23 protein-coding genes are annotated in these 23,986 nt (G+C 71.1%); 10 read left to right on the top strand and 13 right to left on the bottom strand.

What is annotated here, in order from left to right; genetic code table 11:
• Window positions 1-12: 12 nt before the first annotated feature.
• Both urtA and AB0B86_RS00820 read right to left on the bottom strand, forming a co-directional pair.
• A complete protein-coding gene (urtA, locus tag AB0B86_RS00825) occupies window positions 13-1,257 on the bottom strand; it encodes an urea ABC transporter substrate-binding protein (RefSeq protein WP_357409678.1) in 1,245 nt (414 codons plus the stop codon).
• A gap of 412 nt (window positions 1,258-1,669) precedes the next feature.
• Window positions 1,670-2,752, bottom strand: a complete 1,083-nt coding sequence (locus AB0B86_RS00820; RefSeq protein WP_357409676.1) for a substrate-binding domain-containing protein — start codon at window positions 2,750-2,752, stop codon at window positions 1,670-1,672.
• 96 nt (window positions 2,753-2,848) lie between these two features.
• On the opposite strand from AB0B86_RS00820, the gene AB0B86_RS00815 reads away from it, so the two are divergent.
• Entirely contained in the window at window positions 2,849-3,346 is a 498-nt protein-coding gene (locus AB0B86_RS00815) for a MarR family transcriptional regulator (protein WP_357409674.1), read from the top strand.
• 46 nt (window positions 3,347-3,392) lie between these two features.
• On the opposite strand, the gene AB0B86_RS00810 is transcribed toward AB0B86_RS00815, so the two are convergent.
• From AB0B86_RS00810 to AB0B86_RS00775, 8 genes are all read right to left on the bottom strand, one after another.
• Window positions 3,393-4,115 (bottom strand): urease accessory protein UreD, encoded by a 723-nt coding sequence (locus AB0B86_RS00810; RefSeq protein ID WP_357409672.1) that lies wholly within the window; start codon window positions 4,113-4,115, stop codon window positions 3,393-3,395.
• Complete coding sequence (gene ureG / locus AB0B86_RS00805; RefSeq protein ID WP_357409670.1) at window positions 4,115-4,900, bottom strand: urease accessory protein UreG; 786 nt, start codon at window positions 4,898-4,900, stop codon at window positions 4,115-4,117. Before ureG ends, AB0B86_RS00810 begins: the two co-directional genes overlap by 1 nt.
• Entirely contained in the window at window positions 4,890-5,630 is a 741-nt protein-coding gene (locus tag AB0B86_RS00800; protein ID WP_357409668.1) for an urease accessory UreF family protein, read from the bottom strand. The genes ureG and AB0B86_RS00800 overlap by 11 nt, the downstream gene beginning before the upstream one ends.
• Window positions 5,630-7,333: an urease subunit alpha gene (locus AB0B86_RS00795; protein WP_357414743.1), complete on the bottom strand. Its 1,704-nt coding sequence runs from the start codon at window positions 7,331-7,333 to the stop codon at window positions 5,630-5,632. The genes AB0B86_RS00800 and AB0B86_RS00795 overlap by 1 nt, the downstream gene beginning before the upstream one ends.
• Window positions 7,330-7,677 carry an urease subunit beta gene (locus AB0B86_RS00790; protein WP_357409663.1) on the bottom strand — a complete coding sequence of 116 codons (348 nt, stop codon included), beginning with the start codon at window positions 7,675-7,677 and terminating at the stop codon, window positions 7,330-7,332. Before AB0B86_RS00790 ends, AB0B86_RS00795 begins: the two co-directional genes overlap by 4 nt.
• Window positions 7,674-7,976, bottom strand: coding sequence for an urease subunit gamma (locus AB0B86_RS00785; protein ID WP_357414741.1), 303 nt, complete (start codon window positions 7,974-7,976; stop codon window positions 7,674-7,676). Before AB0B86_RS00785 ends, AB0B86_RS00790 begins: the two co-directional genes overlap by 4 nt.
• Before the next feature lie 298 nt (window positions 7,977-8,274).
• A complete protein-coding gene (locus AB0B86_RS00780) occupies window positions 8,275-9,669 on the bottom strand; it encodes a hypothetical protein (RefSeq protein WP_357414739.1) in 1,395 nt (464 codons plus the stop codon).
• Between the two features lie 134 nt (window positions 9,670-9,803).
• The gene (locus AB0B86_RS00775; protein WP_357414737.1) at window positions 9,804-10,991 is read right to left on the bottom strand and encodes an LLM class flavin-dependent oxidoreductase; all 1,188 of its coding nucleotides are present in this window, start codon (window positions 10,989-10,991) and stop codon (window positions 9,804-9,806) included.
• Window positions 10,992-11,172: 181 nt separating this feature from the next.
• Here AB0B86_RS00775 and AB0B86_RS00770 point away from each other — a divergent pair, with 181 nt between their 5' ends.
• Genes AB0B86_RS00770 through AB0B86_RS00745 form a run of 6 tightly spaced genes read left to right on the top strand, consistent with a single transcriptional unit; the run spans window position 11,173 to window position 16,790 of the window.
• Window positions 11,173-12,150, top strand: coding sequence for an aliphatic sulfonate ABC transporter substrate-binding protein (locus tag AB0B86_RS00770; protein ID WP_357409655.1), 978 nt, complete (start codon window positions 11,173-11,175; stop codon window positions 12,148-12,150).
• Complete coding sequence (locus AB0B86_RS00765) at window positions 12,147-12,980, top strand: ABC transporter permease (RefSeq protein ID WP_357409653.1); 834 nt, start codon at window positions 12,147-12,149, stop codon at window positions 12,978-12,980. The genes AB0B86_RS00770 and AB0B86_RS00765 overlap by 4 nt, the downstream gene beginning before the upstream one ends.
• A complete protein-coding gene (locus AB0B86_RS00760; RefSeq protein WP_357409651.1) occupies window positions 12,953-13,684 on the top strand; it encodes an ABC transporter ATP-binding protein in 732 nt (243 codons plus the stop codon). The genes AB0B86_RS00765 and AB0B86_RS00760 overlap by 28 nt, the downstream gene beginning before the upstream one ends.
• 14 nt (window positions 13,685-13,698) lie before the next feature.
• Window positions 13,699-15,105, top strand: a complete 1,407-nt coding sequence (locus AB0B86_RS00755; protein ID WP_357409649.1) for a selenium-binding family protein — start codon at window positions 13,699-13,701, stop codon at window positions 15,103-15,105.
• Window positions 15,102-15,731: a hypothetical protein gene (locus AB0B86_RS00750; RefSeq protein ID WP_357414735.1), complete on the top strand. Its 630-nt coding sequence runs from the start codon at window positions 15,102-15,104 to the stop codon at window positions 15,729-15,731. Before AB0B86_RS00755 ends, AB0B86_RS00750 begins: the two co-directional genes overlap by 4 nt.
• A 42-nt stretch (window positions 15,732-15,773) precedes the next feature.
• Window positions 15,774-16,790, top strand: coding sequence for a methyltransferase (locus tag AB0B86_RS00745; RefSeq protein ID WP_357409645.1), 1,017 nt, complete (start codon window positions 15,774-15,776; stop codon window positions 16,788-16,790).
• A 73-nt stretch (window positions 16,791-16,863) separates the two neighbouring features.
• On the opposite strand, the gene AB0B86_RS00740 is transcribed toward AB0B86_RS00745, so the two are convergent.
• Window positions 16,864-17,715 carry an alpha/beta hydrolase gene (locus AB0B86_RS00740; RefSeq protein ID WP_357409643.1) on the bottom strand — a complete coding sequence of 284 codons (852 nt, stop codon included), beginning with the start codon at window positions 17,713-17,715 and terminating at the stop codon, window positions 16,864-16,866.
• Between the two features lie 140 nt (window positions 17,716-17,855).
• Here AB0B86_RS00740 and AB0B86_RS00735 point away from each other — a divergent pair, with 140 nt between their 5' ends.
• The gene (locus AB0B86_RS00735; protein ID WP_357409641.1) at window positions 17,856-18,722 is read left to right on the top strand and encodes a metallophosphoesterase; all 867 of its coding nucleotides are present in this window, start codon (window positions 17,856-17,858) and stop codon (window positions 18,720-18,722) included.
• A 116-nt stretch (window positions 18,723-18,838) separates the two neighbouring features.
• Here AB0B86_RS00735 and AB0B86_RS00730 read toward each other — a convergent pair whose 3' ends face one another.
• Window positions 18,839-19,900 (bottom strand): hypothetical protein, encoded by a 1,062-nt coding sequence (locus tag AB0B86_RS00730; protein WP_357414733.1) that lies wholly within the window; start codon window positions 19,898-19,900, stop codon window positions 18,839-18,841.
• Window positions 19,901-20,361: 461 nt separating this feature from the next.
• On the opposite strand from AB0B86_RS00730, the gene AB0B86_RS00725 reads away from it, so the two are divergent.
• The gene (locus tag AB0B86_RS00725; protein ID WP_357409636.1) at window positions 20,362-20,739 is read left to right on the top strand and encodes an integrase; all 378 of its coding nucleotides are present in this window, start codon (window positions 20,362-20,364) and stop codon (window positions 20,737-20,739) included.
• Window positions 20,740-21,152: 413 nt separating this feature from the next.
• Window positions 21,153-21,404: a hypothetical protein gene (locus tag AB0B86_RS00720; protein WP_357409634.1), complete on the top strand. Its 252-nt coding sequence runs from the start codon at window positions 21,153-21,155 to the stop codon at window positions 21,402-21,404.
• 103 nt (window positions 21,405-21,507) lie between these two features.
• Here the strand turns inward: AB0B86_RS00720 and AB0B86_RS00715 are convergent, their stop codons facing one another.
• Window positions 21,508-23,886 (bottom strand): discoidin domain-containing protein, encoded by a 2,379-nt coding sequence (locus AB0B86_RS00715; protein ID WP_357409814.1) that lies wholly within the window; start codon window positions 23,884-23,886, stop codon window positions 21,508-21,510.
• Window positions 23,887-23,986: the final 100 nt, after the last annotated feature.

The following is a 23,986-nucleotide window of genomic DNA, read 5'->3' as shown; positions in this document are numbered from 1 at the left end:
GGGCCGGCATCGTCAGCTCAGGCCACTCGCCCAGGGGTAGGTCTTGAGGTACGGGTCGGGCTGCACCGGCTTGCCGGAGTTCCACACCTCGTTGATCAGGCCGTCCGCGCCGATCTTGCCGATCCGGGCGGTCTTGGCGATGTGCTGGGTCTGGCCGTCGACGGTGACGGTGCCCTCCGGCGCGTCGAAGGCGATCCCCCCGGAGGCGGCGCGGACCTTCTCCACGTCGAAGGCGCCGGCCTTCTCGACCATCGCCTTCCACAGGTGCACCGCCACGTACGCGGCCTCCATCGGGTCACTCGTCGGCTTGTCCGCCCCGTACCTGGCCTTGTACGCGGCCACGAACTTCGAGTTCGCCGCCCCGGGCGTGGTCTGGTAGTAGTTCCAGGCGGTCAGCTGGCCCTCCAGGTACTGGGTGCCGATCCCCTTGACCTCCTCCTCGGCGATCGACACCGAGACCACCGGCATCGCGGCGGCGGTCAACCCGGCCGACTTGTACTCCTTGAAGAAGGCCACATTGCTGTCACCGTTGAGGGTGTTGAACACGGCGTCGGCCCCGGCCGACTTGACCTTGTTGACGATCGTGCCGAACTCGGTGGATCCCAGCGGCGCGTAGTCCTCGCCGGCCACTGTCATCCCGTTGGCGGCCGCGTACGCCTTGATGATTTTGTTGGCGGTACGCGGAAAGACGTAGTCGCTGCCGACCAGATAGACCGACTTCGCGCCCTGCGCCTTGAGATAGTCGAGCCCCGGGACGATCTGCTGGTTCGTCGTCGCGCCCGTGTAGAAGATGTAGGGCGACTGTTCCAGCCCCTCGTACTGCACGGGATAGAACAGCAGCGCCTTGTTCTTCTCGAACACCGGCTTGACCGCCTTGCGGCTGGCCGAGGTCCAGCAGCCGAAGACGGCGGCGACGCGGTCCTCGGAGATGAGCTTCTCCGCCTTCTCGGCGAAGGTGGGCCAGTCCGAGGCACCGTCCTCGCCGACCGGCTGGATCTTCTTGCCGAGGACGCCGCCGGCCGCGTTGATCTCCTCGACGGCGAGCATGATGGCGTCGCGGACGGTGACCTCGCTGATCGCCATGGTCCCGGAGAGCGAGTTGAGCAGGCCGACCTTGACGGTGTCGCCGGAGACGTCGGCGGTGACGCCGGCCGCGCTGCCCGCGTCGGTGGTCTTGCTGCCGCACGCGGTCATCGCGGCCGCGGCGACCAGGGTCATGGCACCCGCCAGGATGCGGCGGCCCCGGAATAATGACATCAATTCTCCCCTGCGATGCACTCACGTGGCGAATGGACGGTCGGTGCGGTCCGGTGGATCTGACGTGGGCGGGGCCGGGGTCGACGGGTGGACGCCACCGCGGCACCGCATCGGGTACGGGCAGGGAAAGCGTTGACCGGCATCATTGCGATCGTGTTTCCCGGCCCTTAATTGAGTGTTTCCCGCCGACCGCGCCGTACGGTCGCGAAAGAACGGCCGACACCGTCGGGGAAAGACGGTGTCGGCCGTTGGAAAGTCGGAAAAAAATGCCACCACAATGGTCGGCGACGAATATCGCCGATTGTGGACACACATTGGTGGCAGCTGCCCGCAGAGGCAGATCCTTCACGCAGGAAGTATCTTAGGGTCGCGTCGGGTACGGCTGTCAAGGCCTGCCCGGCCCGGCTGCCGGTCAGAGTTGGGCGAGCACCGTGAAGTCGAGCCCATCGGCCTCGGCGAGGTAGATGCGCTGGCGCACGTGCCGTCGGCGCAACCGCAGCCGCCCGCGCGGCCCGTGGTACGCCACGGTGTCGGCGGCCGTCTCGATGGCCCGCACGTCGAGGGTCCGGGCCTGGCCGATCAGCGCGGCCAACAGCATCACACCCTCGTAGCAGGACTCCCCCAGGCTGCCCAGCGGCGGTGCCTCGATCCCGAACCGACTGGCGAACTCGCCGTGGAAGTCGAGGTTCTCCTGGGTCACCAGCCCGGCGAAGAAACCAGCGGTGCTGTACAGCCGGCGGGTCGCGCCGGCCCCGCTGGCCAGCAACATGTTCTCGTCCATCAGGGTGCTCAGCCGCAGACAGCGCTGGTCCAGGCCGGAGCGGGCGAACGCCCTGTTGAACCGCACCGCGTCGGCCCCCACCAGCAGCATCAACACCGCGTCGGCATCGCTGTGCTCGATGCGGCGCAGCACCTCGTCGAAGTGGTGCGCGTCCAACGGCAGGAAGTGCTGGCCCACCACCTGCCCGCCGCCGCGCAGCGCGTACAGCTGGGCGGCCCGCGCGGTACGCCGCGGCCACACGTAGTCGTTGCCGACGACGAACCAGCGCCGCACCCCCTGCTCGCCGGCGAGCAGCCGCATCGCCGGCCACAGTTGGGCATCCGGCGTCTCGCTGGTCAGGAAGACCCCTTCGGTACGTTCACCGCCCTCGTAGAGTGCCGTGTAGACGTACGGCACCCGGTGCGCGACACGGGGCGCCAGCGCCTGGCGCACCGAGGAGATGTGCCACCCCGTCACACCCTGCACCGCCCCCACCGACACCAGCGCCTCGACCTCGGCGGCCACCTCGGCCGGCGGTGCGCCACCGTCGACGAGCACCAGCCGCGCCTCCCGACCCAGCACCCCGCCGCACCGGTTGATCTCCTCGACGGCGAGCTGCGCGCACAGCTCGCAGGTGGGGCCGAACATGCCGGCCGGCCCGCGCATCGGATAGACCAGGGCGATGCTGACCACGGCACGGTCGACGGTCAGCCACGGCGGTGCCGGCGCGGACATGTGCACATGATTGCCCGGCCCAGGACGGAAGGCCAGAGCTCACCACGGACCGGGACGACTCGCTAGCATGACAGGGCCACCGGACCAGGGAGTTCCATGTCAGACGTGCCCGGGGCGCCAGCGGACCTGCTGCGCTCGCTCACCCGCGCCGAGCGGTTGCTCTCCCGCCGACTGGGCGCCGTCCTGGCCCACGACGCACTGACCATCGAGGCGTGGCGGGTGCTCTGCCTGCTCGCCGACGGCCAGGGCCACCCGATGAGTGAGGTGTCCGCCGAGGCTTCGCTGCCTCCGGGCACCCTCACCAAGCTCGTCGACCAGTTGGTCGACCGTAACCTCGTCTTCCGCCGGATCGATCCGAACGACCGCCGGCGGATCCGCGCGTACCTGACGGCCCGGGGCCGACGCGAGCACGACCGCCTCGACCAGCTGGTTCAGGCAAGCCTCGCCGAGCTGGGCCTCGGGCGGGCCGCCGGGTCCGGTGTGCCGCCGGCAGCCGACCTGGTCGGCGCGCTCGACGACCTGATCAGCCGTCTCGACCCGGCCCGCCAACGCGACAGCGCCGACGTCATCCCCACCGGCGGCCCGCACCGCTGACCCACCCCGAGGATCGGCCCGAACAGCTGTCGGGCAGCCGGCGTCGCTAGACGGTCAGGTGCGTGCGCAGGGTGTGGGCGTCCGGGGCGGTGGCGGTCCACAGTGTCGCCGGCCCGCCGGCCAGGGGCAGGCGGGCGACGCTCGCGTCGGGCCGGACGTGCACCGGCTCGGCGGGCCGCGACGGGTCGACCACCAGCAGCGAGCCGGTGGCCGTCGCGCCGTCGAGCACCGCCGGCCCGGCCCAGCCCGGTGCCTGTGGGCCCACCGCCAGGGACTGCCGCAGCAGCGGCCGACCCGCGTAGTCGACCTGGGTGTGCACGACGGCCCCGCCGGGCGTCTCGCCGTACCGGCCGCAGATCAGCTCGTCGCGCCAGCGCAGGCTCGCGCCGTCCGCCAGGTCGATCCTGGACTCGGCGAGATGCGCGCAGCCGGCCGCCGCGACCAGCTGCTCGGGCAACCAGTGCAGCGTGGCCCCGGTACGCACCACCGCCCGCACCGCCATCCGGGACACCCCACCCGGCCGGCCCGGTAGGGCGATCGACGCGGCGACGGTGTGCACCCGGACCGCAGCGCCCGGCCCCACCTCGATGTCCAGCCGCAGATCGTCGCCGGCGATCGGCCCGGCCGCCCCGCCGACGAGGTGCACCGTGGCGACACCGCCGTCGGGCGGGGTCTGCCGCAGCAGCAGTGGTGTCTCCCCGTGCAACTCGACAAGAACTGTGCCACCCCGACCGTCGGCCCGGGCGACCAGCCGGGCGGACGCCCGCATCAGACCGGGCCGACCGGTACGGCGAGGGGGTACGCGGTGGCGTGGTGGGCCAACTCGTGCCGGATCCAGTCGGCGACAGTACTCGCCGTCGGATCGCCCACGATGGACAGGAAGACGGTCGGCAGGTCACCCCGGCGGGCCCGCGCGTCGCGATCCATCACCGCGAGGTCCGCCCCCACCATCGGCGCCAGGTCGGTCTTGTTGATCACGAGGAGGTCGGCGGCGGTGACCCCCGGGCCGCCCTTGCGCGGCACCTTGTCCCCTCCCGCCACGTCGACCACGAAGATCTGCCGATCGACCAGCCCCCGGCTGAAGGTAGCGGTCAGGTTGTCCCCACCGCTCTCCACGAGCACCAGGTCCAGCGGGCCGACCGCCTCGGCCAGCTCGTCCACGGCGTCCAGGTTGGCGCCGATGTCGTCGCGGATCGCGGTGTGCGGGCAGCACCCGGTCTCCACAGCGCGGATCCGCGCCGGGTCCAGCACTCCGGCCCGCCGGAGAAAGTCGGCGTCCTCGGTCGTGTAGATGTCGTTTGTCACCACGCCGAGCCGCAACTCGTCGGCGAAGGCACGGCAGAGCGCCGCCACCAGTGCCGTCTTGCCGGACCCGACCGGGCCGCCGATGCCGACCCGCAGGGCACGACCCGCCCGGGCCAGCGGCGGATGCGGGTCGACCCCTGGTTCCGGGTGGGTGTGCGGGACGCTCTCGTCGTGCGGATTGTCGTTCGCGGCCGACGTGATCGGCTCGACAGCGGACCCAGCGCTCGGCACAACAGTCTCAGGACGCAAAGAGACGCACCTCCCAGGTGGCATGGTTCTCGGCATGGATGTCAGCGAGCGGAGCTGCCGCGGCCGGCAGCCGCTCCGGTGGGTCGTCGGCGGCCCGCGCCGCGTCGGCGGCGGTGCCGTCGCAGACGTCGGCAAGACCGACGAGCAGGGCCTGGACCTGGTACGGGTCCAAGCCGAGCAGGCGTACGCCGGCGCTGGCCGCTCCGGTGAGCGTCCCGTACGCGGCGATCGTGGCGGTCTCCACCCGGGACAGCCCGGCCGCGGCGCAGAGCAGTCCCAGTACCAGCGGTTGGTGCACGCCGCAGGACGTGGCGGGTAGGTCGTCGAAGGGTGCGTCCGGCCAGATGGCCCGGCCGGCGCGCAGCAGGGCTCGCCCCTGCCGCCGGGAGATCGTCCGCAACGTCGGCGACGCGGTACGCGCGTCCAGCTCCACGTCGAGCTGGGCCAGCGTGTGCAACCGCGCGACGGACCGGGCCGGCACGTCGGATCGTCCGACCGGCCCGGCGGCCACACCCGCGCTCCCGGGCACCGCCGCCCGGTGTGCGGCCGCCGCGAAGGCCGCGCCGACCAGGCCTGCGGTGGCCAACCGGCCGGTCAGGAACGAGTTCAACGAGGCCAGGTCGGTGACCCGACCCGCGGCGACTGCCGCTTCCAGACCGCCGGAGTGCGCGTGCGCACCGGCCGGGAAGCGTCCGTCGGCCACCAGCAGCAGCAGGCTCGGCGTCGCCATCAGAACAGGAAGTACCGCTGGGCCATCGGCAGCCGGGTCACCGGGTCCGGCTCCACCACCACCCCGTCGATGCGGACCGTGAACGTGTCCGGGTCCACCTCGATGCGCGGCATCGCGTTGTTCTCCGGTAGGTCGGCCTTGCCCCGCGACCGCACGTCACGCACCGGCACCACCCGGCGGCGCACGTCCAGGCGGAGTCCCGCGTCCAGGGCCGCCGGCGCCACGAAGGCCAGGCTGGTGGCGGCAGCGGCGGCGCCGTACGCCCCGAACATCGGCCGGGGCAGCATCGGCTGCGGCGTCGGGATGGAGGCGTTGGCGTCGCCCATCTGCGCGTACGCGATCATGCCGCCCTTGATCACCAGGTGTGGTCGTACCCCGAAGAACGCCGGGTCCCAGAGCACCAGGTCGGCGAGCTTGCCCGGCTCGACCGAGCCGACCTCGTCCTCCAACCCGTTGGCCATCGCCGCGCAGATGGTGTACTTCGCGACGTACCGGCGGGCCCGGTGATTGTCGGCGGCGCCGTCGCCCGGCAGTGCGCCGACCCGGTCCTTCATCACGTGTGCGCTCTGCCAGGTCCGCATGATCACCTCGCCGACCCGGCCCATCGCCTGCGCGTCGGAGCCGATGATGGAGATCGCGCCGAGGTCGTGCAGCAGGTCCTCGGCGGCCATCGTGGACGGCCGGATCCGGCTCTCGGCGAACGCCAGGTCCTCCGGCACCGACGGGTTGAGGTGGTGGCAGACCATCAACATGTCCAGGTGCTCGGCGAGCGTGTTGGCGGTGTACGGCCGGGTCGGGTTGGTCGACGACGGCAGCACGTTCGGCTCACCGGCCACTGTGATGATGTCCGGGGCGTGCCCGCCGCCGGCACCCTCGGTGTGGTACGAGTGGATCGCCCGGCCACCGATCGCGCGCAGGGTGCCGGCGACGAAACCTGCTTCGTTGAGCGTGTCGGTGTGGATCGACACCTGGACCCCGGAGGCGTCCGCCACCCGTAGGCAGGCGTCGATCGCCGCAGGGGTGGTGCCCCAGTCCTCGTGCAGCTTGAAGCCGCCCGCGCCGGCCCGCAACTGTTCCCAGAGGGCCTCACTGGAGACGGTGTTGCCCTTGCCGAGCAGCAGCACGTTCACCGGCATCGTGTCCAGCGCCTCGTGCATCCGGGCCAGGTGCCAACCGTTCGGGGTGACGGTGGTCGCCCGGGTCCCCTCGGCCGGGCCGGTGCCGCCACCGACGAGCGTGGTGATGCCACTGGCGAGGGCCTCGGTGACGATCTGCGGGCAGATGAAGTGCACGTGGGTGTCCACCGCGCCGGCGGTGAGGATCCGCCCGTTGCCGGCGATCACCTCGGTGGCCGGGCCGATGACCAAATCGGGGTGGACACCGGGCATGGTGTCCGGGTTGCCGGCCCGGCCGAGCGCCACGATCCGCCCGTCGCGCAGCCCCACATCGGCCTTGACCACACCCCAGTGGTCGAGCACCACGGCACCGGTGATGACGGTGTCCAGCGCCCCTTCGGCGCGGGTCGCCCGGGACTGTCCCATCGACTCGCGGATCACCTTCCCGCCGCCGAAGACCGCCTCGTCGCCGCCCACGCAGTGGTCGGTCTCCACCTCGATCAACAGATTGGTGTCGGCCAGCCGGATCCGGTCGCCGGTGGTCGGGCCGTACAGGTCGAGGTAGCGGTCCCGCCGCACGGCGCTCACCGCGACGACCCGTCGGGCGTCGCCGTGGTCGGCGCCGGGTCCAGCGGGCCGGCGCACTCCCCCCGCAGTCCCGGCACGATCCGCGCTCCGCCGAACGGGACGAGGTCGACGCTGCGGCTGATGCCCGGCTCGAACCGGACCGAGGTGCCCGCCGGTACGGCGAGCCGCTGCCCCCAGGCGGCGCCCCGGTCGAACGTCAGCGCCGGGTTGCACTCGGCGAAGTGGTAGTGCGAACCCACCTGTACCGGCCGGTCGGCGGTGTTCACCACGACCACTGTGGTCACCGGCCGACCCGCGTTGATCTCGACCGGGCCGGCGGCCGGCAGGATCTCCCCCGGGATCACGGGATCGGGTGGTGCACCGTCACCAGCTTGGTGCCGTCCGGGAACGTCGCCTCCACCTGCACCTCCCTCAGCAGCTCGGGGATGCCGTCCTGGACGTCGTCACGGCCGAGCACGGTCCGGCCCGCCGACATCAGGTCGGCCACCGACCGGCCGTCGCGGGCCCCCTCCAGCAGGAACGCGGTGATCAGCGCGACCGCTTCGGGATAGTTGAGGCGCAGGCCGCGCTCGCGGCGGCGGCGGGCGACCTCGGCCGCGACATGGACGAGCAGGCGGTCCTGCTCGTGCGGGCTGAGAAACACGGGCTTCTCCCGGTGGGATCGGCGTGCCCGGCTCGTCGTCGGCTCCGCATGAAGCCACGCCGGGCAGCACTGCCCGGGGTACGAGCTGGAGTCACGCGAATCGCCGGCACCACCGCCGACGGGGTGGCCCGGGACTCCACCATCCCGGCCCGCGCGACGGGCAACCGGCGGTGTCTGGTCGGATGCGGACCGCACCGCCCACCGCTTGAGCAGACCGTAGAGGATCGTCACCGGCCGGGGCAACAGTCCGTTCGGGATCGGCGGCGACGCCCCGGCCCGTCGGACAGCAGGGTCGTTGTCAGCGCCGGTGGGTGAACGCGCGCCCGGCCACGGCGAACAACGACACGCTGATCGTGGCGACGAACACGCGCATCGTCGGGTCGACATTCAGCGCCGAGCCGAGGTCACGGGAGATGTGCACGCCGACGAACGTCGGCACGGCGCTCCACACCGTGACCGCGAGCAGCAGCAGGGCGACGCCGGCGAGAACGGCGGCCAGCAGGCATTGGCGCAGGTACCGACCGGACCGCTTGCTGCCCACCCACAGCCGGGCGATCGCCGACGTCGGTGGCCGGCGCCAACTGCCGTGCCGTACCCAGCCCTCCTCGTTGTCGTCGAGGGAGTATCGGTTGACGATCGCCTGGAGGAGCAGGTAGGTGCGCAGGAGCAGGTAGACCTTCGATGGGGCGTCGAAGGCGTACCACCGTTGCAGCTCCCGTGTCTCGGCGCGGACCCGGCCGGCCCAGGCCCGCAACTGCCGGTCGGTGACGTCGACGCCCGTCCGGTTGACGCGATGCCACGCGAACTCGAACGTGGTGGCGGCGCGGTCCAGTGCCTCCACGGCACGACGCCGGTCCGGTGGTGCCGGATCCGACTCGACGTGGTCGGCGAACTCCAGGAGGGCGGCGATCAGGGCCACGTCGGGGCGCGTCCAGTGGTCGCGCTCGACGCGCCACGCCCGCACGACCGGCCACAGCGCGACGAAGAGCAGGCCAGCGCCCGCGAAGGCGAGCCCTACCAGGACGTCGTACCAGCGAGTCGCCTGGATCGTGGGGACGGCCGACGCCGCGACGCACGCCGCGACCGCGGCACCGCCGCCGATGGCCACCCCGCGACACGGGACGGCGAGGCGCGAGACGGCCAGCGCGAGGACGACCCCGACGGACAGGCTCGTGGCGGAGGCCACCAGCCGGTGCGCCAGTGGCCCGCCGACCATGGCGAACGCCGCGACCGCGGCCAGCACCGCGCCGAACAGGAGCGGTAGCGGTCCCGGCGTCCGCAGAAAGTGCAGCGCGACGTCCCGCCGGGCGAGTGCGAGCTTCGCGGCCCGTACGGTGGGGACCATCGACTGCGGATCGACGTCGACGTGGTCCCAGAAGGTGTCGTAGCCCGCGAGGATGCCGTGCAGCCGCTTTCCACCCTCCCTGCGGTTGGACCGCGTCGTCGCGTCGATGTGCTCCCCATGGGTGACCCACCACGGGACAGCGTCCGGTCCGTCGGCGGCCTCGGTCGCGTCGGTCGGGTCGCCCTCGTCCGACCAGTCGACGTCGGCCCACGTGCTGTCGGGCTCGTCGTCTGCGAACAGCAGGTCATCATCGGCGGGCGACGGAAACAACCGATCCCGGTACGGCGGACGGTCGCCCGCGATCTCGATCGGGTTGTCGTCGAACGGGTCCGCCGCTTGGCGGCTCACGCGTCGAGGCAGCGGCCTGTCGTCGGGTGCGGGCGCGTCGGCTGCCCATTCGTCCACGCGATCACCACCAGCTCGCGGATGTGCCTCCGTGATAGCACGGCACGACAAGTCCGCTGGTCCCGGCGGGTGGCCGGTCAGCGGGCCGCCGCGGGCTCCGGCACCGGGCGGGGTGTCGACGTCCCGGCGAAGGGGACATCCGGGAGATCGGCCGGGTCCGGCGGGCCGTCGGGGTGCCGCCACAGCCCGCGCTCGCGCAGGATCGGCAGCACGCCCTCGCCGAACCAGTACGCCTCCTCCAGGTGCGGGTAGCCGGAGAGGATGAACTCGTCGATACCGAGCGCGTGGTATTCGGCGATCCGGTCGGCGATCTCGCGGTGGCTGCCGACGAGCGCGGTGCCCGCGCCGCCCCGGACCAACCCGACGCCGGCCCACAGGTTGGGTGCGACCTCCAGGCTGTCGCGGGAGCCGCCGTGCAGGTCGAGCATCCGGCGCTGCCCCTCGGACTCGCTCCGCCGCAGCCCGTCCTGCACGGCCCGGATGTCGGCCTCGGCGATGCCGTTGAGCAGGCGGCGGGCCTGTGCCCACGCCTCGTCGGCGGTGTCGCGCGCGATGACGTGCAGCCGGATGCCGAACCGTAGGTTCCGGCCGGCGTCGGCGGCCAGCGCCCGTACCCGGTCCAGTTTGTCGGCGACCTGGGCCGGCGGCTCGCCCCAGGTCAGGTAGACGTCGCTGTGGCGGACCGCCACCGGCAGGGCGGCGGCGGACGAGCCGCCGAAGTAGACCTGCGGGACCGGGTCGGGCAGCCGGTGCAGCCGCGCCTGCTCGACGCGTACGTGTGTGCCGTGGTGGTCGACCGTCTCGCCGCGCCACAGGGCGCGCACCACGTGCAGGAACTCGTCGGCCCGCGCGTACCGGGCGTCCTTGTCCAGGAAGTCGCCGTAGGCCCGCTGCTCGGTCGACTCGCCGCCGGTGACCACGTTGAGCAGCAGGCGACCCCGGGACAGCCGCTGGAACGTCGAGGCCATCTGGGCGGCGAGGGTCGGTGAGGTCAGGCCGGGCCGGAAGGCCACCAGGAACTTCAGGCGTTCGGTGACCTCGGTGAGCATCGCCGTGGACAGCCAGGCGTCCTCGCACCACGCGCCGGTCGGCGTGAGCGCCCCGACGAACCCGAGCTGCTCGGCGGTGCGGGCGATCTGCCCGAGGTACGCCACGCTGGCCGGGCGGGCGCCTCCGGCGGCCCCGGTCGGCACGCCGTGGCCGCCGCCGACGATGTCCCGGCTGTCGCCGTTCGTGGGCAGGAACCAGTGGAAGGTGAGGGTCATGGCGGCTCTTTCCTCCAGCGGGGACGGTCGGCGCTCGCGGTGCGGCGGGCGCCTCCTGAGGGGTGGGACGATCGCGCGGACAGCCTACCCATAAAACCTATCGGGTTAGTAGGCTACCGCCCACGCTCACCACACGCCGGTCGATGCGGCCCGGCACACCTGCCCGACCCAAGGAGCCGCCATGCGCACCCCCTCGACGAGTCATCCCGTGCGCCGCCGCCTGCTGACGGCCGCGTTCACCGCAGTGGTCCTGCTCGCCACGGCAGGTGTGAGCGCCTGCGGAGGGCCCGCCGACGCGGGAGGCGACGCGGGCAAGCTACGGATCGGCTACCAGCGCTTCGGCGGGCTGAGCCTGGTCAAGGCCCGCGGCGCCACCCCGGGCGTCGAGTGGTCGCTGTTCGAGAGCGGGCCGGCCCTCACCGAGGCGCTCAAGGCCGGGTCGATCGACATCGGACAGGTCGGCGAGGCGCCACCCGTCTTCGCCGCGGCCGGGAAGATCCCGTTCTCCATCATCGGCACCTCCGCGCCGATCCCACAGGGCGAGGCGGTGCTGGTCAAGGCCGACAGCGGCTACCGCAGCTTCGCCGATCTCAAGGGCCGCACGATCGCCCTGAACAAGGGCTCCAACGTGCACTGGCTGCTGGTCCGGCTACTGGAGGCCAACAAGATGACGTTGAAGGACATCAAGGTCACGTATCTCAAGCCGGCCGAGGGGCGACCCGCGTTCGATGGCGGGCAGGTCGACGCCTGGGTGATCTGGGACCCGTACTTCGCGCTTGCCGAACAACCGGGGGTGCGGGTGCTCGCCGACGCGACCGGCCTGGCCAGCAACCGCGAGTACGTGCTGGCCGCCCCGGACGCCGTCGCGAAGCGGCCGGACGACATCCGGGCCTTCCTCCAGCGCTACCGCGAGGTGACCGACTGGGGCATCGCGAACCCGCAGGAGCGGGCCAGCACCCTCGCGCCGGAGCTGAAGATCCCACAGGACGTCGCCAGCCGCGCCCTCGACCGCAGCGCCAAACCGCTCGCCCCGGTCACCCCGGCGATCGGCGACGAACTCCAGGCGATCACCGACAGCTTCATCGCCCTGGACCTCATACCGGGCCCGGTCGACATCAGGAGCCGGGTGGACGACCGCTTCAGCGCGGTGTTCCAGTGAGCCGTACACCTCTGCTGGAAACGCCGCCCGAAGCCGCGGCCCTCGCGCCGCCCGACCCCCGCCGCCCCCGGCCGAACCGGCGGTGGCGGCGGCTGGCCAGCCCGGTCGTGCTGGTCCTGGGCTGGGAACTGGCCGCCCGCACCGGGGTGCTGGCACCGGAGAAGCTGCCCGCGCCAAGCGACGTCCTGGCCACCGGGTGGCGGCTGACCCGGGACGGCACACTCCTCGTGCACCTGCTGGACTCCCTCACCCGCGCCGGGGCGGGTCTGCTGATCGGTGGCGTCCTGGCGCTGGTCCTGGGCACTGTGGCGGGGTTGCTGCGGCTCGGTGACGACCTGGTCGACCCACCGGTGCAGATGGCCCGGATGTTGCCCCACCTGGGCCTGGTCCCGTTGCTGATCATCTGGGTGGGCATCGGCGAGTCACTGAAGATCAGCCTGGTGGCCCTGGGGGCGTTCTTCCCCATCTACTTCAACACCTACGCCGGCATCCGGGACATCGACGAGCGGCTGGTGGAGGCCGCCCGTACCTGCGGGCTGGGGCAGGGCGCCCGACTGCGGCACGTGGTGCTGCCCGGCGCGCTGCCGTCGCTCTTCCTCGGCCTACGCCTGGCGATCGGCGCGGCCTGGCTCAGCCTGGTCGTCGGCGAGCAGGTCAACGCCCAGACCGGGATCGGCTTTCTGATGATGGAGGCGCGGGAGTTCAGCCAGACCGATGTGGTGGTGCTCGGCCTGCTCGTCTACGCGCTGCTCGGGCTGATATCCGACAGTGCGTTGCGGGTGGTGGAGAGGAGGATGTTGACATGGCGTCGCGGACTGCGGGCCACCTGACCGGCACGACGCCGGTGTTGACCGCGCACGGGGTGCACCGGGCGTTCGGGCCGACGGTCGTGCTGGCCGGGGTCGACCTGAGCATCGCCCGTGGCGAGGTGGTGGCCCTGCTGGGCAGCAGCGGTTCCGGCAAGAGCACCCTCCTGCGGATTCTCGCCGGGCTGGACGGCGAGGCCAGCGGTGAGATCGTCGTGCCCGGCACCGCCGCCGTGGTCTTCCAGGAGCACCGGTTGCTGCCGTGGAAGCGGGTGGCATCCAACGTCGGGCTCGGGCTGTCCGGCGTGGACACCGCCGGTCGGATCCACCGCGCGCTGGCCGAGGTCGGGCTCGCCGAAAAGCACAGCGCCTGGCCAGCCGAACTCTCCGGTGGGCAGGCACAACGGGTCGCCGTCGCACGGGCCCTGGTCCGCGAACCGGACCTGTTGCTGCTCGACGAGCCGTTCGGCGCCCTGGACGCGCTGACCCGACTGCGGATGCAGGTCCTGCTGCGCCGGCTACGCGCCGAGCACGGCTTCGCCGCCCTGCTTGTCACCCACGACGTGGAGGAGGCGCTGCTGCTCGCCGACCGGATCCTGCTCCTCGACGACTGCCGCATCGCCGCGGACCTGCCCATCGACCTGGCTCCCACCCGTACGCCGGACGATCCCGCCTTCGGCGCGCTGCGCCGGCACCTGCTCGGCCGACTCGGCGTTCCCCACCCCTGACGAGCGGAGACCCGATGACCCGCTGGACCCCCGATCCCACCTTCTACCCCTCCCCCGCCGAAGCGGTGAGCGCACCGGCGGAGAAGCTCGCCTACGTGGCGGCCTTCGACCGGACGGCCAGCCGTCCGGACGCCATAGTGGTGCTCGACACCGATCCCGGCTCCCCCACCTACGGCACTGTGGTCGGCTGGACCGACCTGCCGCACCTCGGCGACGAGGTGCACCACTTCGGGTGGAACGCGTGCAGCAGCGCTCTCTGCCCGACCGCCCCGCACCCGCACGTCGAGCGGCGCTACCTGATCGTTCCCGGTCTGCGGTCGTCGCGGATCCACGTGCTCGACACCCAGCCCGATCCGCGCCAGCCCCAGGTGGTCAAGGTGATCGGGTCGGAGGAACTGGCGAAAAAAGCCGGCTACTCCCGCCCGCACACCGTGCACTGCGGCCCGGACGGCATCTACGTCTCGGCTCTCGGCGGCGCCGACGGCGCGGAGGGTCCGGGCGGCATCGCCATCCTCGACCACACCACGTTCGAGGTACGCGCAGCGTGGGAGGCCGACCGGGGCCCGCAGTTCCTGGCGTACGACGTGTGGTGGCACCTCACCCAGGACGTGCTTGTCACAAGCGAGTGGGGCACCCCGTCGATGATCGAGGACGGCATCGTCGGCGAGTTGCTGCTGGGCCGACGCTACGGCCACGCGATCCACTTCTGGGACCTCGCCAAGCGTCGACACGTGCAGCGCGTCGACCTGGGTGATCAGTATCAGATGCCGTTGGAGTTGCGCCCGGCGCACGACCCGACGAAGTCGTACGGGTTCGTCGGGGTGGTGATCAGCGTCGAGGACCTGTCCGCCTCGGTGTGGCTGTGGCACCGCGACGGCGACGCCTGGGCGGTCACCAAGGTGATCGACATTCCGGCCGAGCCGGCCGATCCGGCGGATCTGCCCGACCTGCTCAAGCCGTTCGGCGCGGTGCCGCCGCTGGTGACCGACATCGACCTGTCGGTCGACGACAGGTTCCTCTACGTCTCCTGTTGGGGCACCGGAGAGCTGCGCCAGTACGACGTCAGCGACCCACTGCACCCGGTGCAGACCGGCTCGGTACGCCTCGGTGGAATCGTCCGCCGCGCGGCGCACCCGTCCGCGCCCGACGAGGCGTTGGCCGGCGGCCCGCAGATGGTCGAGGTCAGCCGCGACGGCCGACGGGTCTACGTCAGCAACTCCCTCTACGGCGCCTGGGACGACCAGTTCTACCCGGACGGGGTGGGGGCCTGGCTGGCCAAGCTCGACGTCGACGTGGACGCCGGTGGGCTCACCCCCGACGAGAGGTTCTTCCCGCACGGGGAGGAGTTCCGCGGGCTGCGGGTGCACCAGACCCGGTTGCAGGGCGGGGACGCGTCCTCCGACTCGTACTGTTTCCCGTGACCGTCACCACCTTGGTGGCGCTCGTCGCGCTCGGCGCGTTCCACGGTCTGAACCCGGCGATGGGCTGGTTGTTCGCGGTGGCCCGGGGCCTTCAGGACCGCAGCCGGGCGGCCCTGCTGCGGTCGCTGCCGCCGATCGCGGCGGGGCACCTCGCCTCGGTGGGGGTCGTCGCGGCGCTGGTGAGCGCGACCCGGTCGGTCACGACGAGCACCGCACTGGCGGTTGTCGGCGGTGTGCTGCTCGTCGCGTTCGGGCTGTGGCGGCTGCTCTCCGAACGGCACTTCCGCTGGGCCGGGATGCGGCTGTCCTCGGCCCAGCTCGCCGGCTGGTCGTTCCTCATGTCGTCGGCCCACGGCGCGGGGCTGATGCTGTTGCCGCTGCTGGTGGCCGAGCCGGTGCCCGGAGGTCATGCCGGGCACCTGGCCGCCGCGCCGGTGGGTGCACTGGCCGGGCTCGCGGCGGCGGGGGTGCACACGGTGGCCATGCTCGGCACCGCCCTGGTGGTGGCGATGCTTGTCTACCAGGTGCTCGGGGTGGGGGTGCTGCGCCGGGCGTGGTTCAACGTGGATCGACTCTGGGCCGGTGTGCTCGTCGCGGCAGGGCTGGTGACGCTGATCCGGACGTGAACGACCATCGTGGATGGAGCCGACGTATGGTCTGATGTTTTCGTGACCACTCCCACTCCCCTGATGCGCCTGGTGGCCGGTGTGTGGGGGTTCAAGACCCTCGCGGCCGGCGTCGAGCTGGGCCTGTTCACCCGGTTGGCCAGCGGACGGACGATGACCGTCGACGAGGTTGCCGCCGAGTTCGGGTTGCCCGACCGGCCCGCCGACCTGTTGCTGGCCGCCAGCGCCTCGCTCGGCCTGTTGGAAAAGGTCGGCGCCGGCTACCGCAACTCGGATTTGGCCGAGCAGTTCCTGGTCGAGGGTCGCCCCTACTACTTCGGCGCGCAGATCCGCTACTCGGACGAGCGCACCTACCTGCCCTGGCACCGCATCGGCGAGGCTCTGCGCACGGATCGGCCGCTGACCTGGGATCCGGAGGCCCAACAGTCGATGTTCGACACCGCCGACCCGGAGATGCTTGCCCAGTTCTGGGACGCGATGTTCGCCACGTCCAGTTTCACCGCCAAAGCGCTCGCCGACGCGTACGACTTCGCCGCGCACCGCCGGTTGCTCGACGTGGGCGGCGGCGCCGGCGCGTTCCCCATCGAATTCTGCCGCCGCCTGCCCGAACTGCGGGCCACCGTGCTGGATCTGCCGCACGTCTGCGTACGGGCGCGGGAGCGGGTCGCGGAGGCCGGTCTGACCGGGCGGATCGAGGCGGTCGCCGGGGACTTCCTCGTCGACCCGGCGCTGCCGGACGGGCACGACGTCATCCTGCTCAGCATGATCCTGCACGACTGGGACGAGCCGACGAACCGGGCGCTGCTGGCCCGCTGCCACGCGGCGCTGCCGCCCGCTGGGGCGGTCGTCGTCTGTGAGCTGCTGCTCAACGACGAGCGCACCGGCCCGCCGGAGGCGGCACTGATGGGCATGAACATGCTTGTCGAGACCGAGGGCGGTCGCAACTACTCGGGCGCCGAATACGCGGCCTGGCTCACCGACGCCGGCTTCGTCGACGTGCGTACGGTGCGCTTCGACGCCCCCGGCGCCAACGGCGCGGTGGTGGCCCGCCGGCCCTGACCGACGGCGACACCCGGCCCCGGTGCGAACACTGGGCCGGGTGTCGTGGCGTCCGATCGGCTACCGGTGCGGGTCAGGCGCGAGCCTTGGCCGGCTGCTTCATGAAGTCCATGATCGCCTTGTTGACCTCGTCGGCGTGAGTCCACGGGATGCCGTGCGGCGCGCCCTTGAGCGTGATGAGCTGACCGGTCGGCATCATCGGCCCGAGCCGCTGACCGGTCACCGGGTAGGGCAGCACCCGGTCCTGGTCACCCTGGATGATCAACACCGGAATCTTGATCTTCGGCAGGTCCGGCCGGAAGTCCTCCTGCCAGGCGTCCACGCTGTCGTGGGTGGCCTTGCCGGAGGCCATCGCGCCGATCTGCCAGTGCGCCCGGTAGGCCTCCTCGCTCACCCGCTTGCCCATGTTCTGGTCCGGGTTGAAGAACGCGTCGCAGAAGGACGTCAGGTAGGCGAAGCGGTCCTTGATGATGGCGTCCTGGAAACCCTTGAACAGGCTCCGCTCGACGCCCTCCGGGTTGTCGCTGGCCTTGGCCAACATCGGTTGCAGCGGGCTGAGCAGCACGGCCCGACTCACCCGTTGCGAGCCGTAGTTACCGAGGTAACGGACCACTTCCCCGGTGCCCATCGAGTGACCGATCAGGGTCACGTCGTTCAGGTCCAGCTCGGTCATCAGCACGTCCAGGTCCGCGGCGAACGTGTTGTAGTCGTACCCGAACGCCGGCTGGGCGGAGTTACCGTTACCGCGCCGATCGTAGGTGATCGTCCGGTATCCGGCGTTCTGCAACGCCCTGGTTTCCTTCTCCCACGTTGCCCCGTTGAACGGGAAGCCGTGGATGAGCACCACGGGCTTACCGGAACCGTGATCCTCGTAGTACAGGTCGATGGGCGCGGAGTTTTCCGTACCCACGGTGATGAAAGGCATGTCTGTCTCCTGCTCCGGTATCGGGCTGTCGGACGTCGCGGCTTTCCCGCCGAGTCGGCGGATATGCGGGCGACGGGAACCGCCCAGCGAGGCCGGACAGGGGGTGTTCCGATCGGACCACGAGGGCCTAGCCTCGGAGCGTGAGCCTCTCTCCACAACTGCGGGCCGTCAGCGATCTGCACATCGCCTACCCGGAGAACCGCTCGTTCGTGCAGGAGTTGCGCCCGGACCACGACGGCGACTGGCTGCTCGTCGCCGGCGACGTGGCCGAGCTCTACGCCGACATCGAGTGGGCACTGACGCTGCTGAGCAGCCGGTTCGCGAAGGTCGTCTGGGCGCCGGGCAACCACGAACTGTGGACACCAGCGAAGGACCCGGTGCAGTTACGCGGCGAGGCGCGCTACCAGGAACTGGTCCGCATGTGCCGTGAGCTGGGCGTCGTCACCCCGGAGGACCCGTACCCGGTCTGGGACGGCGTGGGCGGTCCGGCCACCATCGCGCCCCTGTTCGTGCTCTACGACTACACGTTCCGGGTGCCCGAGGCGAGCACCAAGCAGGAGTCGCTGGATCTGGCGTACAAGGCCGGCGTGGTGTGCACCGACGAGGCGCTGCTGCACCCCGACCCGTACCCGACCCGGGAGGCGTGGTGCGACGCCCGGATCACCGAGACCGAGCGCCGGTTGGCCGACCGCGACCCGGCCCTGCCGACCGTGCTTGTCAACCACTACCCGCTGGTACGCGAGCCCACCGACGTGCTGTGGTACCCGGAGTTCGCCCAGTGGTGCGGCACCGTGCGCACCCGCGACTGGCACCTGCGCTTCGGTGCGGCCACGATGGTCTACGGGCACCTGCACATCCCCCGCACCACGTTCTACGACGACGTGCGGTTCGAGGAGGTCTCACTGGGCTACCCGCGCGAGTGGCGGCGGCGCGGCGCGGTCCCCAACCCCGTGCGCACCATCAACCCGGCCGAGGACCTGCGCCGGATGCGACAGACGACGGGCTGACCGGCAACGAGAGCGAGGCGAGATCACCACGGTTTCGGCGATGTCGCGGTGTCCCAACGGCTCGGACACCGCGACATCAGCACGACCGGGGCGATGATCGATGCGTCGGTGCGCCCTCAGTCGGTGAACGCCCGCAACCCGAGGCGTGCTGCCAGCGTCGCGGCGAGCCAGGTGACACGGTGGTCCCTCGCGGCCAGTCCGGCGCGGGCGACAGCGCACCAGTCCTCCCGATTCACAAGGGCAAGGTAGCCGTCCAGAACGCGTTCCCGTCCCCCCTCGGGCCACGCGATTCGGTCCGCCGCTGCCCCCTGTAGATATCCGGCCAGTTGCGCGGCGACGTAGAAGCGCTCCACCGACGGCTCCAGCCGACCGGCGAGGCCACAGTGGGCCGCCAGCACCGCCGGGGCGGGCGGATAGTGTTCGAGCGTCATGCCCATGCCGTCGCTGTCGGCCATTGTCGCCAGCAACCGGCCGGTGTGGTCGATCACCTCAAGGTCCGGGTCCGGCGCGGTGATCGCCTCGTGCAGGTGCGCGGTGGTGGCGACCTTTCCGGCGAAGTAGCCGTTGAGAAAGTCGCCATCACACGCACGACGCAGCAGCCACTGCCGCGCCCCGATGCCGCCGACCTCGCACAGGGTCTGCACGACATACGCCCGGCCCCAGCCCGTGACCCGCTCGGCCAGCCACAGCAAGGCGTCCGAGCCATCGCGCCGTCGTTTCAGAGCGTGGGCGGCCAGTGGACCGAAGTGCTTCGACAACAGCCCGATCGTCTTGATCAGCGTGATGTCGTCCTCATCCCACACGGTGCCCAGCAATGCCAGGCCGACAATCGCAGCGCAGCGATCGGTGGCGTGCTGGACGAGCCAGCGACCGGTTTCCCGGACCCGGTCGGCGTCGACCCGACATGCCGCAGCCGAGATGTGGTCGTTGGGGTGGATCGGAACGTAGAGGCCATGGAATGCCTCGACGAGATCGCCTGGAACGGTGGACGGATCAGCGAAGTGCGCATCCAGCAGTGCGGCGACATCAGCACCGCTGCGCCGTGAATCATTTGGCGCCGAAGGACGAAACTTCCGATCTCGGTGCTGTTCGTCATCCGGGTAGGGCACGCCGTCACCAGGAAGGGGCGAGTCGGGATCCGCGCGATGCAACAGCGACGCATGCGCAAACAACGACATCTGGGATCCGAGCAGTCCAGGCTCGGGTGTCACGCTCACCGGCGGACGGAGGACTCGATTCTGTCGATCATGCCGAGATCATGCCAGGCGCTCCCGCCGCTGAGCAACCCGCTTCACACCTGCGGGGCCGGCCGCGCACGGCCGGGTGAGGCCGGCCACCGCCGCCAGTCGCGCCACGCCGGCCGGCGCCGGGTGCGCACGAGCGATCTCGGCGAGCACGGTACGCGCCAACGGCCGGCACCCGGGCCTCAGCCGGCGCGACATGGTCCGCGTCCACCGCCTGCGACGTCCTCCGCGCGCCGAGTTCCACTGGGTCGTGGCCGCCCCCGCAGCCGCGAGATCACCTCCGTTCAGCGATAACGCGGTATCCCAGCAGCTCCGACACTCCGGCATCACGAATCCGAGTCGATCATCACGGGCGACGGCGCGTACGGTGGCCGCCTGGCTGGCAGCATGGGCGGATGAGATCGAGGCTGCGCACGCTCCACATAGACGGCCGGGAGTTCACCTGGAAGGCCGACATCCGGTCCACAGCTGGCTCTGACGGTCGTCTTCACCGCTGCATAAGGCTCCGCGTGTGGGGTGCGGGAAAGAGCGGTCGCGCCCTACAGGTCGACTTGACCGAGCGGCCCACCGGCGCCTCTGACGGTCAGTACGTCGAGACCGACGTGCACGGCAGCGGAGAGGCGTATCCCTACCCGACAACCGCGGACGTACGCGTTCTTGTCCATTACGGCCTGGGCGCTGGATGGGCGCCGCAGGCGCTGGGTGGAACGTTCACAATCGCCCCGCCGGCCGAACTCGAGCTGCCGCGATTTGCCATCACCGAGCCTGTGTGAAGCGTTGAACTGTAGGCCTCACTCAATCGCTCCGCGAGCCGGTCGAACCGACCCTGGGTCGCCGCGCGGTCGACGTGCCGTGGCATCTCCAGACCATCACCTGCACCTGGCTCCACCCGAGCGTTCGATGCCGCCAGCACCGACTGCGGCAGTGCGCCCTCCACCATGGCCCGCAGGAGCGACTCCGAGCTGAGGCCCTGCTCTACCGGCGCGACCGGCTCGTCCAACTTCCGGAGCAACGACCACCAATGCGCGTCTGACATTGTCACGCGAAGGACCGTAGCCAGCCTGGATATCGCAGTGTGGATACCGGACGACGCTCCTACGCCGGCCGGCAGGTTGTGGAGGATCCGCCGGGCACCAGCACGGCTGTGGGAGCTGAAGCCTTCCGTCATTCGCTGTGGGGTTCCGCGGTGACTCGTCAGCTGGGCGCGACGTTCCTGCCGCAACTCGCCGACGTCACGGTCGAGAATCGGGGTAACCTCCAGGTCTTCCCCGGCCAGCTCGATGCCTTCGACAAGGGGTGCACCCTCCACGTCGAGAACGTCGAGCTGCTGGCCGCCGCGACCGGATACGACGCGGAACGCATTCTCCGCTACCTGACCAATGCACGGGACGCCGTGCAGCGCGCCAAGGCGGTGCAGGGCGGCATCATCATTTGGTAGTCGGCGAACGCCGGAAACCCGCCTTCGCGTCGGTTGCTCAGTGCCCGACCGCCGGGTGGAGGAGCGGCCGCCGGTCGACGTCCGGCGGCCGCCCCACGTCCGGTCAGCTTGCGTACACCTCCAGGGCTGACAGCTGCCCGGCCGGCCAGCCGGTGTTGCCGGTGACGGTGACCCGGACGTAGCGGGTCTGCGTGGCGCTGAACGTCAGCGTCACCTGGTTGCCCGTCGCCGGGTCGAAGGTGCGCGCCGCCGAGCCGACAAGCGTGCTGAAGGAACCCCCGTCGGTGCTACCCGCCACGGTGAGGGTCTGCGTGCGAGTGGCCCAGGCCGACGACGGCGGCAGCTTCAGCACCACCCGCCCTACCGTGCGGGTCGCGCCCAGGTCGACCTGCACCCACTGCGGGAAGGCGTTGTTGGCGCTCTCCCAGTAGCTGTTCGCGTCGCCGTCGACCACGTTGCCCGAACCGTAGCTCTGCACGTGGCTGCTCTCGCTTGTGGGCCGCCCCCGGGCCAGGTCGGCGTTTGCCGGGGCGTCGGTGGTGACGGTGACCGCGTTCGAGGCCGCCGAGGTGTTGCCGGCGGCGTCGCGGGCGGTGACGGTGAAGGTGTACGCGGTAGACGCGTTGAGCCCACTCACGGTCGCCGTGGTGCCCGTGACAGTGCTGACCAGGGTGCCGCCCTGGCGTACCTGGTAACCGGTGACCCCGTTGTCGTCGGTCGACGCCGTCCAGGCCAGGGACACGCTGCTCGCCGTCCGGCCGGTCACCGTGAGGCCGCTCGGGGCGGTCGGCGGGTTGTCCGTGGTGCCGCTGGCGGCGTACACCTCGACCTGGGAAAGCTGGCCCGCCGGCCAGCCGGTGTTGCCGGCGATGCTCAGCCGAATGTGGCGGGCCGTGGTGGTGGCCAGCGTGCGGGTGACGGTGTTGCCGGTCGCCGGGTCGAAGGTGAACGCGGAGGCCCCGGCGATGGTGGCGAAGGAGCTGCCGTCGACGCTGCCCAGCACGGTGATGGTCTGGGTCCGCGCGCCCCAGCCGGCCGGCAGCCGCAGCACGAGCTTGGTGACCTGGTGGCTGGCGCCGAGGTCGACCTGCCACCAGTGCGGGAACGCGCCGCCGCCGCTCTCCCAGTAGCTGCCGGCGTCGGCGTCCACCGCGTTCGACGCCGGGAACGGGCCGTTCTGGCTGCTCGCCGAGGTGGGCCGACCGGCGGCGAGGTTCCCGGTGGCCGGCGGCGGGGTGCCGAGCGTCGGCGGGGTCGGGCGTACGGCGGTGAGCGCGAGCTGTCCCTTGAGCATCCGGCCGCCGTCGCCGGTGATGCGCAGGTAGTAGTCGGAGGAGCAGGCGACGCCGTCCTCGTCCAGCGCGCGGATGTTCGCGCCGGCCGGGGTGGTGGCCTGCGTCTCGGACGTCTTGGCGATCTGGTTGCCCTCGTTGTACTCGTCGAACATGGACACGTAGAGGCCCTGGGAGCCGAGCCGGACCATGTTGTAGATGTGCCGCCAGTAGAAGTCGCCGTGCCTGCGGTGCCCACCGGCGAGGTCACCGGGCATCACGCAGGGCAGGTAGTCGATGCCGTGCGTCGCGCAGTCGGCCAGGTCGCCGACGTTGACGTTGTTGTAGTACGAGTCGAGCTCCTCCACAGTCCTGGCCCGGTAGACCATCCACGGCGAGATCGCGTGGAACGCGTGGTAGACGTCGAGGAAGCCGGCGCGGGAGTCCTCGATGCCCTGCCGCCACCAGGTGGGCACGCCGCCGATGACGTAGCAGCCCTGCGCCTTGAACCAGTTGACGACCTCCAGGCACGGCTCGGGGGTGAAGGGCCGGCTCGGTTCACTGAAGCCGAAGCCCCAGATGCAGACGACCGGCTTGCCGTTCTGGCGGGCGTACGCGCTCGACGCGGTGTGCGCGGACATCTTCGTCGTCCAGTCGGTCTTGATGTCCGCCTGGAAGCTCAGCCAGTCGGTGACGTCGTACATGATGTAGAACTTGCGGCCGTGGCGCTCGGCCGCTGACCGGACCTTCAGGGTCATCGCGTCGCGGGTCGGGCCCTCGTCGCCCATCGGGTTGAACCGTTGCAGCGCGGCGGTGTCGCAGCCGTACTCCTGCATCCACCGGAAGTGGGTGTCCACCGTCTGCTGGTCGTAGGACGAGAAGAGGGTGGCCGGCGAGCCGTTGCCGAGGTTGGGGTACGCGGTGGGATAGCTGCGGGTGTACTCGCGCAGGTCCGGCCAGGACACGATTGTGGTGTTCGCGGGCGAGGGCGGCTGGAAGCGGTCGCGGCTCCAGTGCCACCAGCCGCCGATGGGCGCGGAGTCGCCGGGGGCACTGAACCAGCCCTGGTAGCCGACCGTCACCTTGCCGACCACGTCACCGACCGGGCTGGCGGCCTGCGCGGGGCTGGCCAGGAGTTTCGTGGTGGAGGTGGCGGCGAGGGCGGACCCGGCCAACACGGACGTGACGAACCTGCGGCGGGAGACCGCCATGACGATCACTCCCTCTGGGACGGAAGGCATTGACGGCCATCGTGGCAGCAATGAATGCCAGCCCGCAACAGTGAGACTGATCGATGGAAATATTTGCCAG

This window comes from Micromonospora sp. NPDC049047 (assembly GCF_040649135.1).
GTDB lineage: Bacteria > Actinomycetota > Actinomycetes > Mycobacteriales > Micromonosporaceae > Micromonospora.
This window is presented reverse-complemented; position numbering and strand designations above follow the sequence as displayed.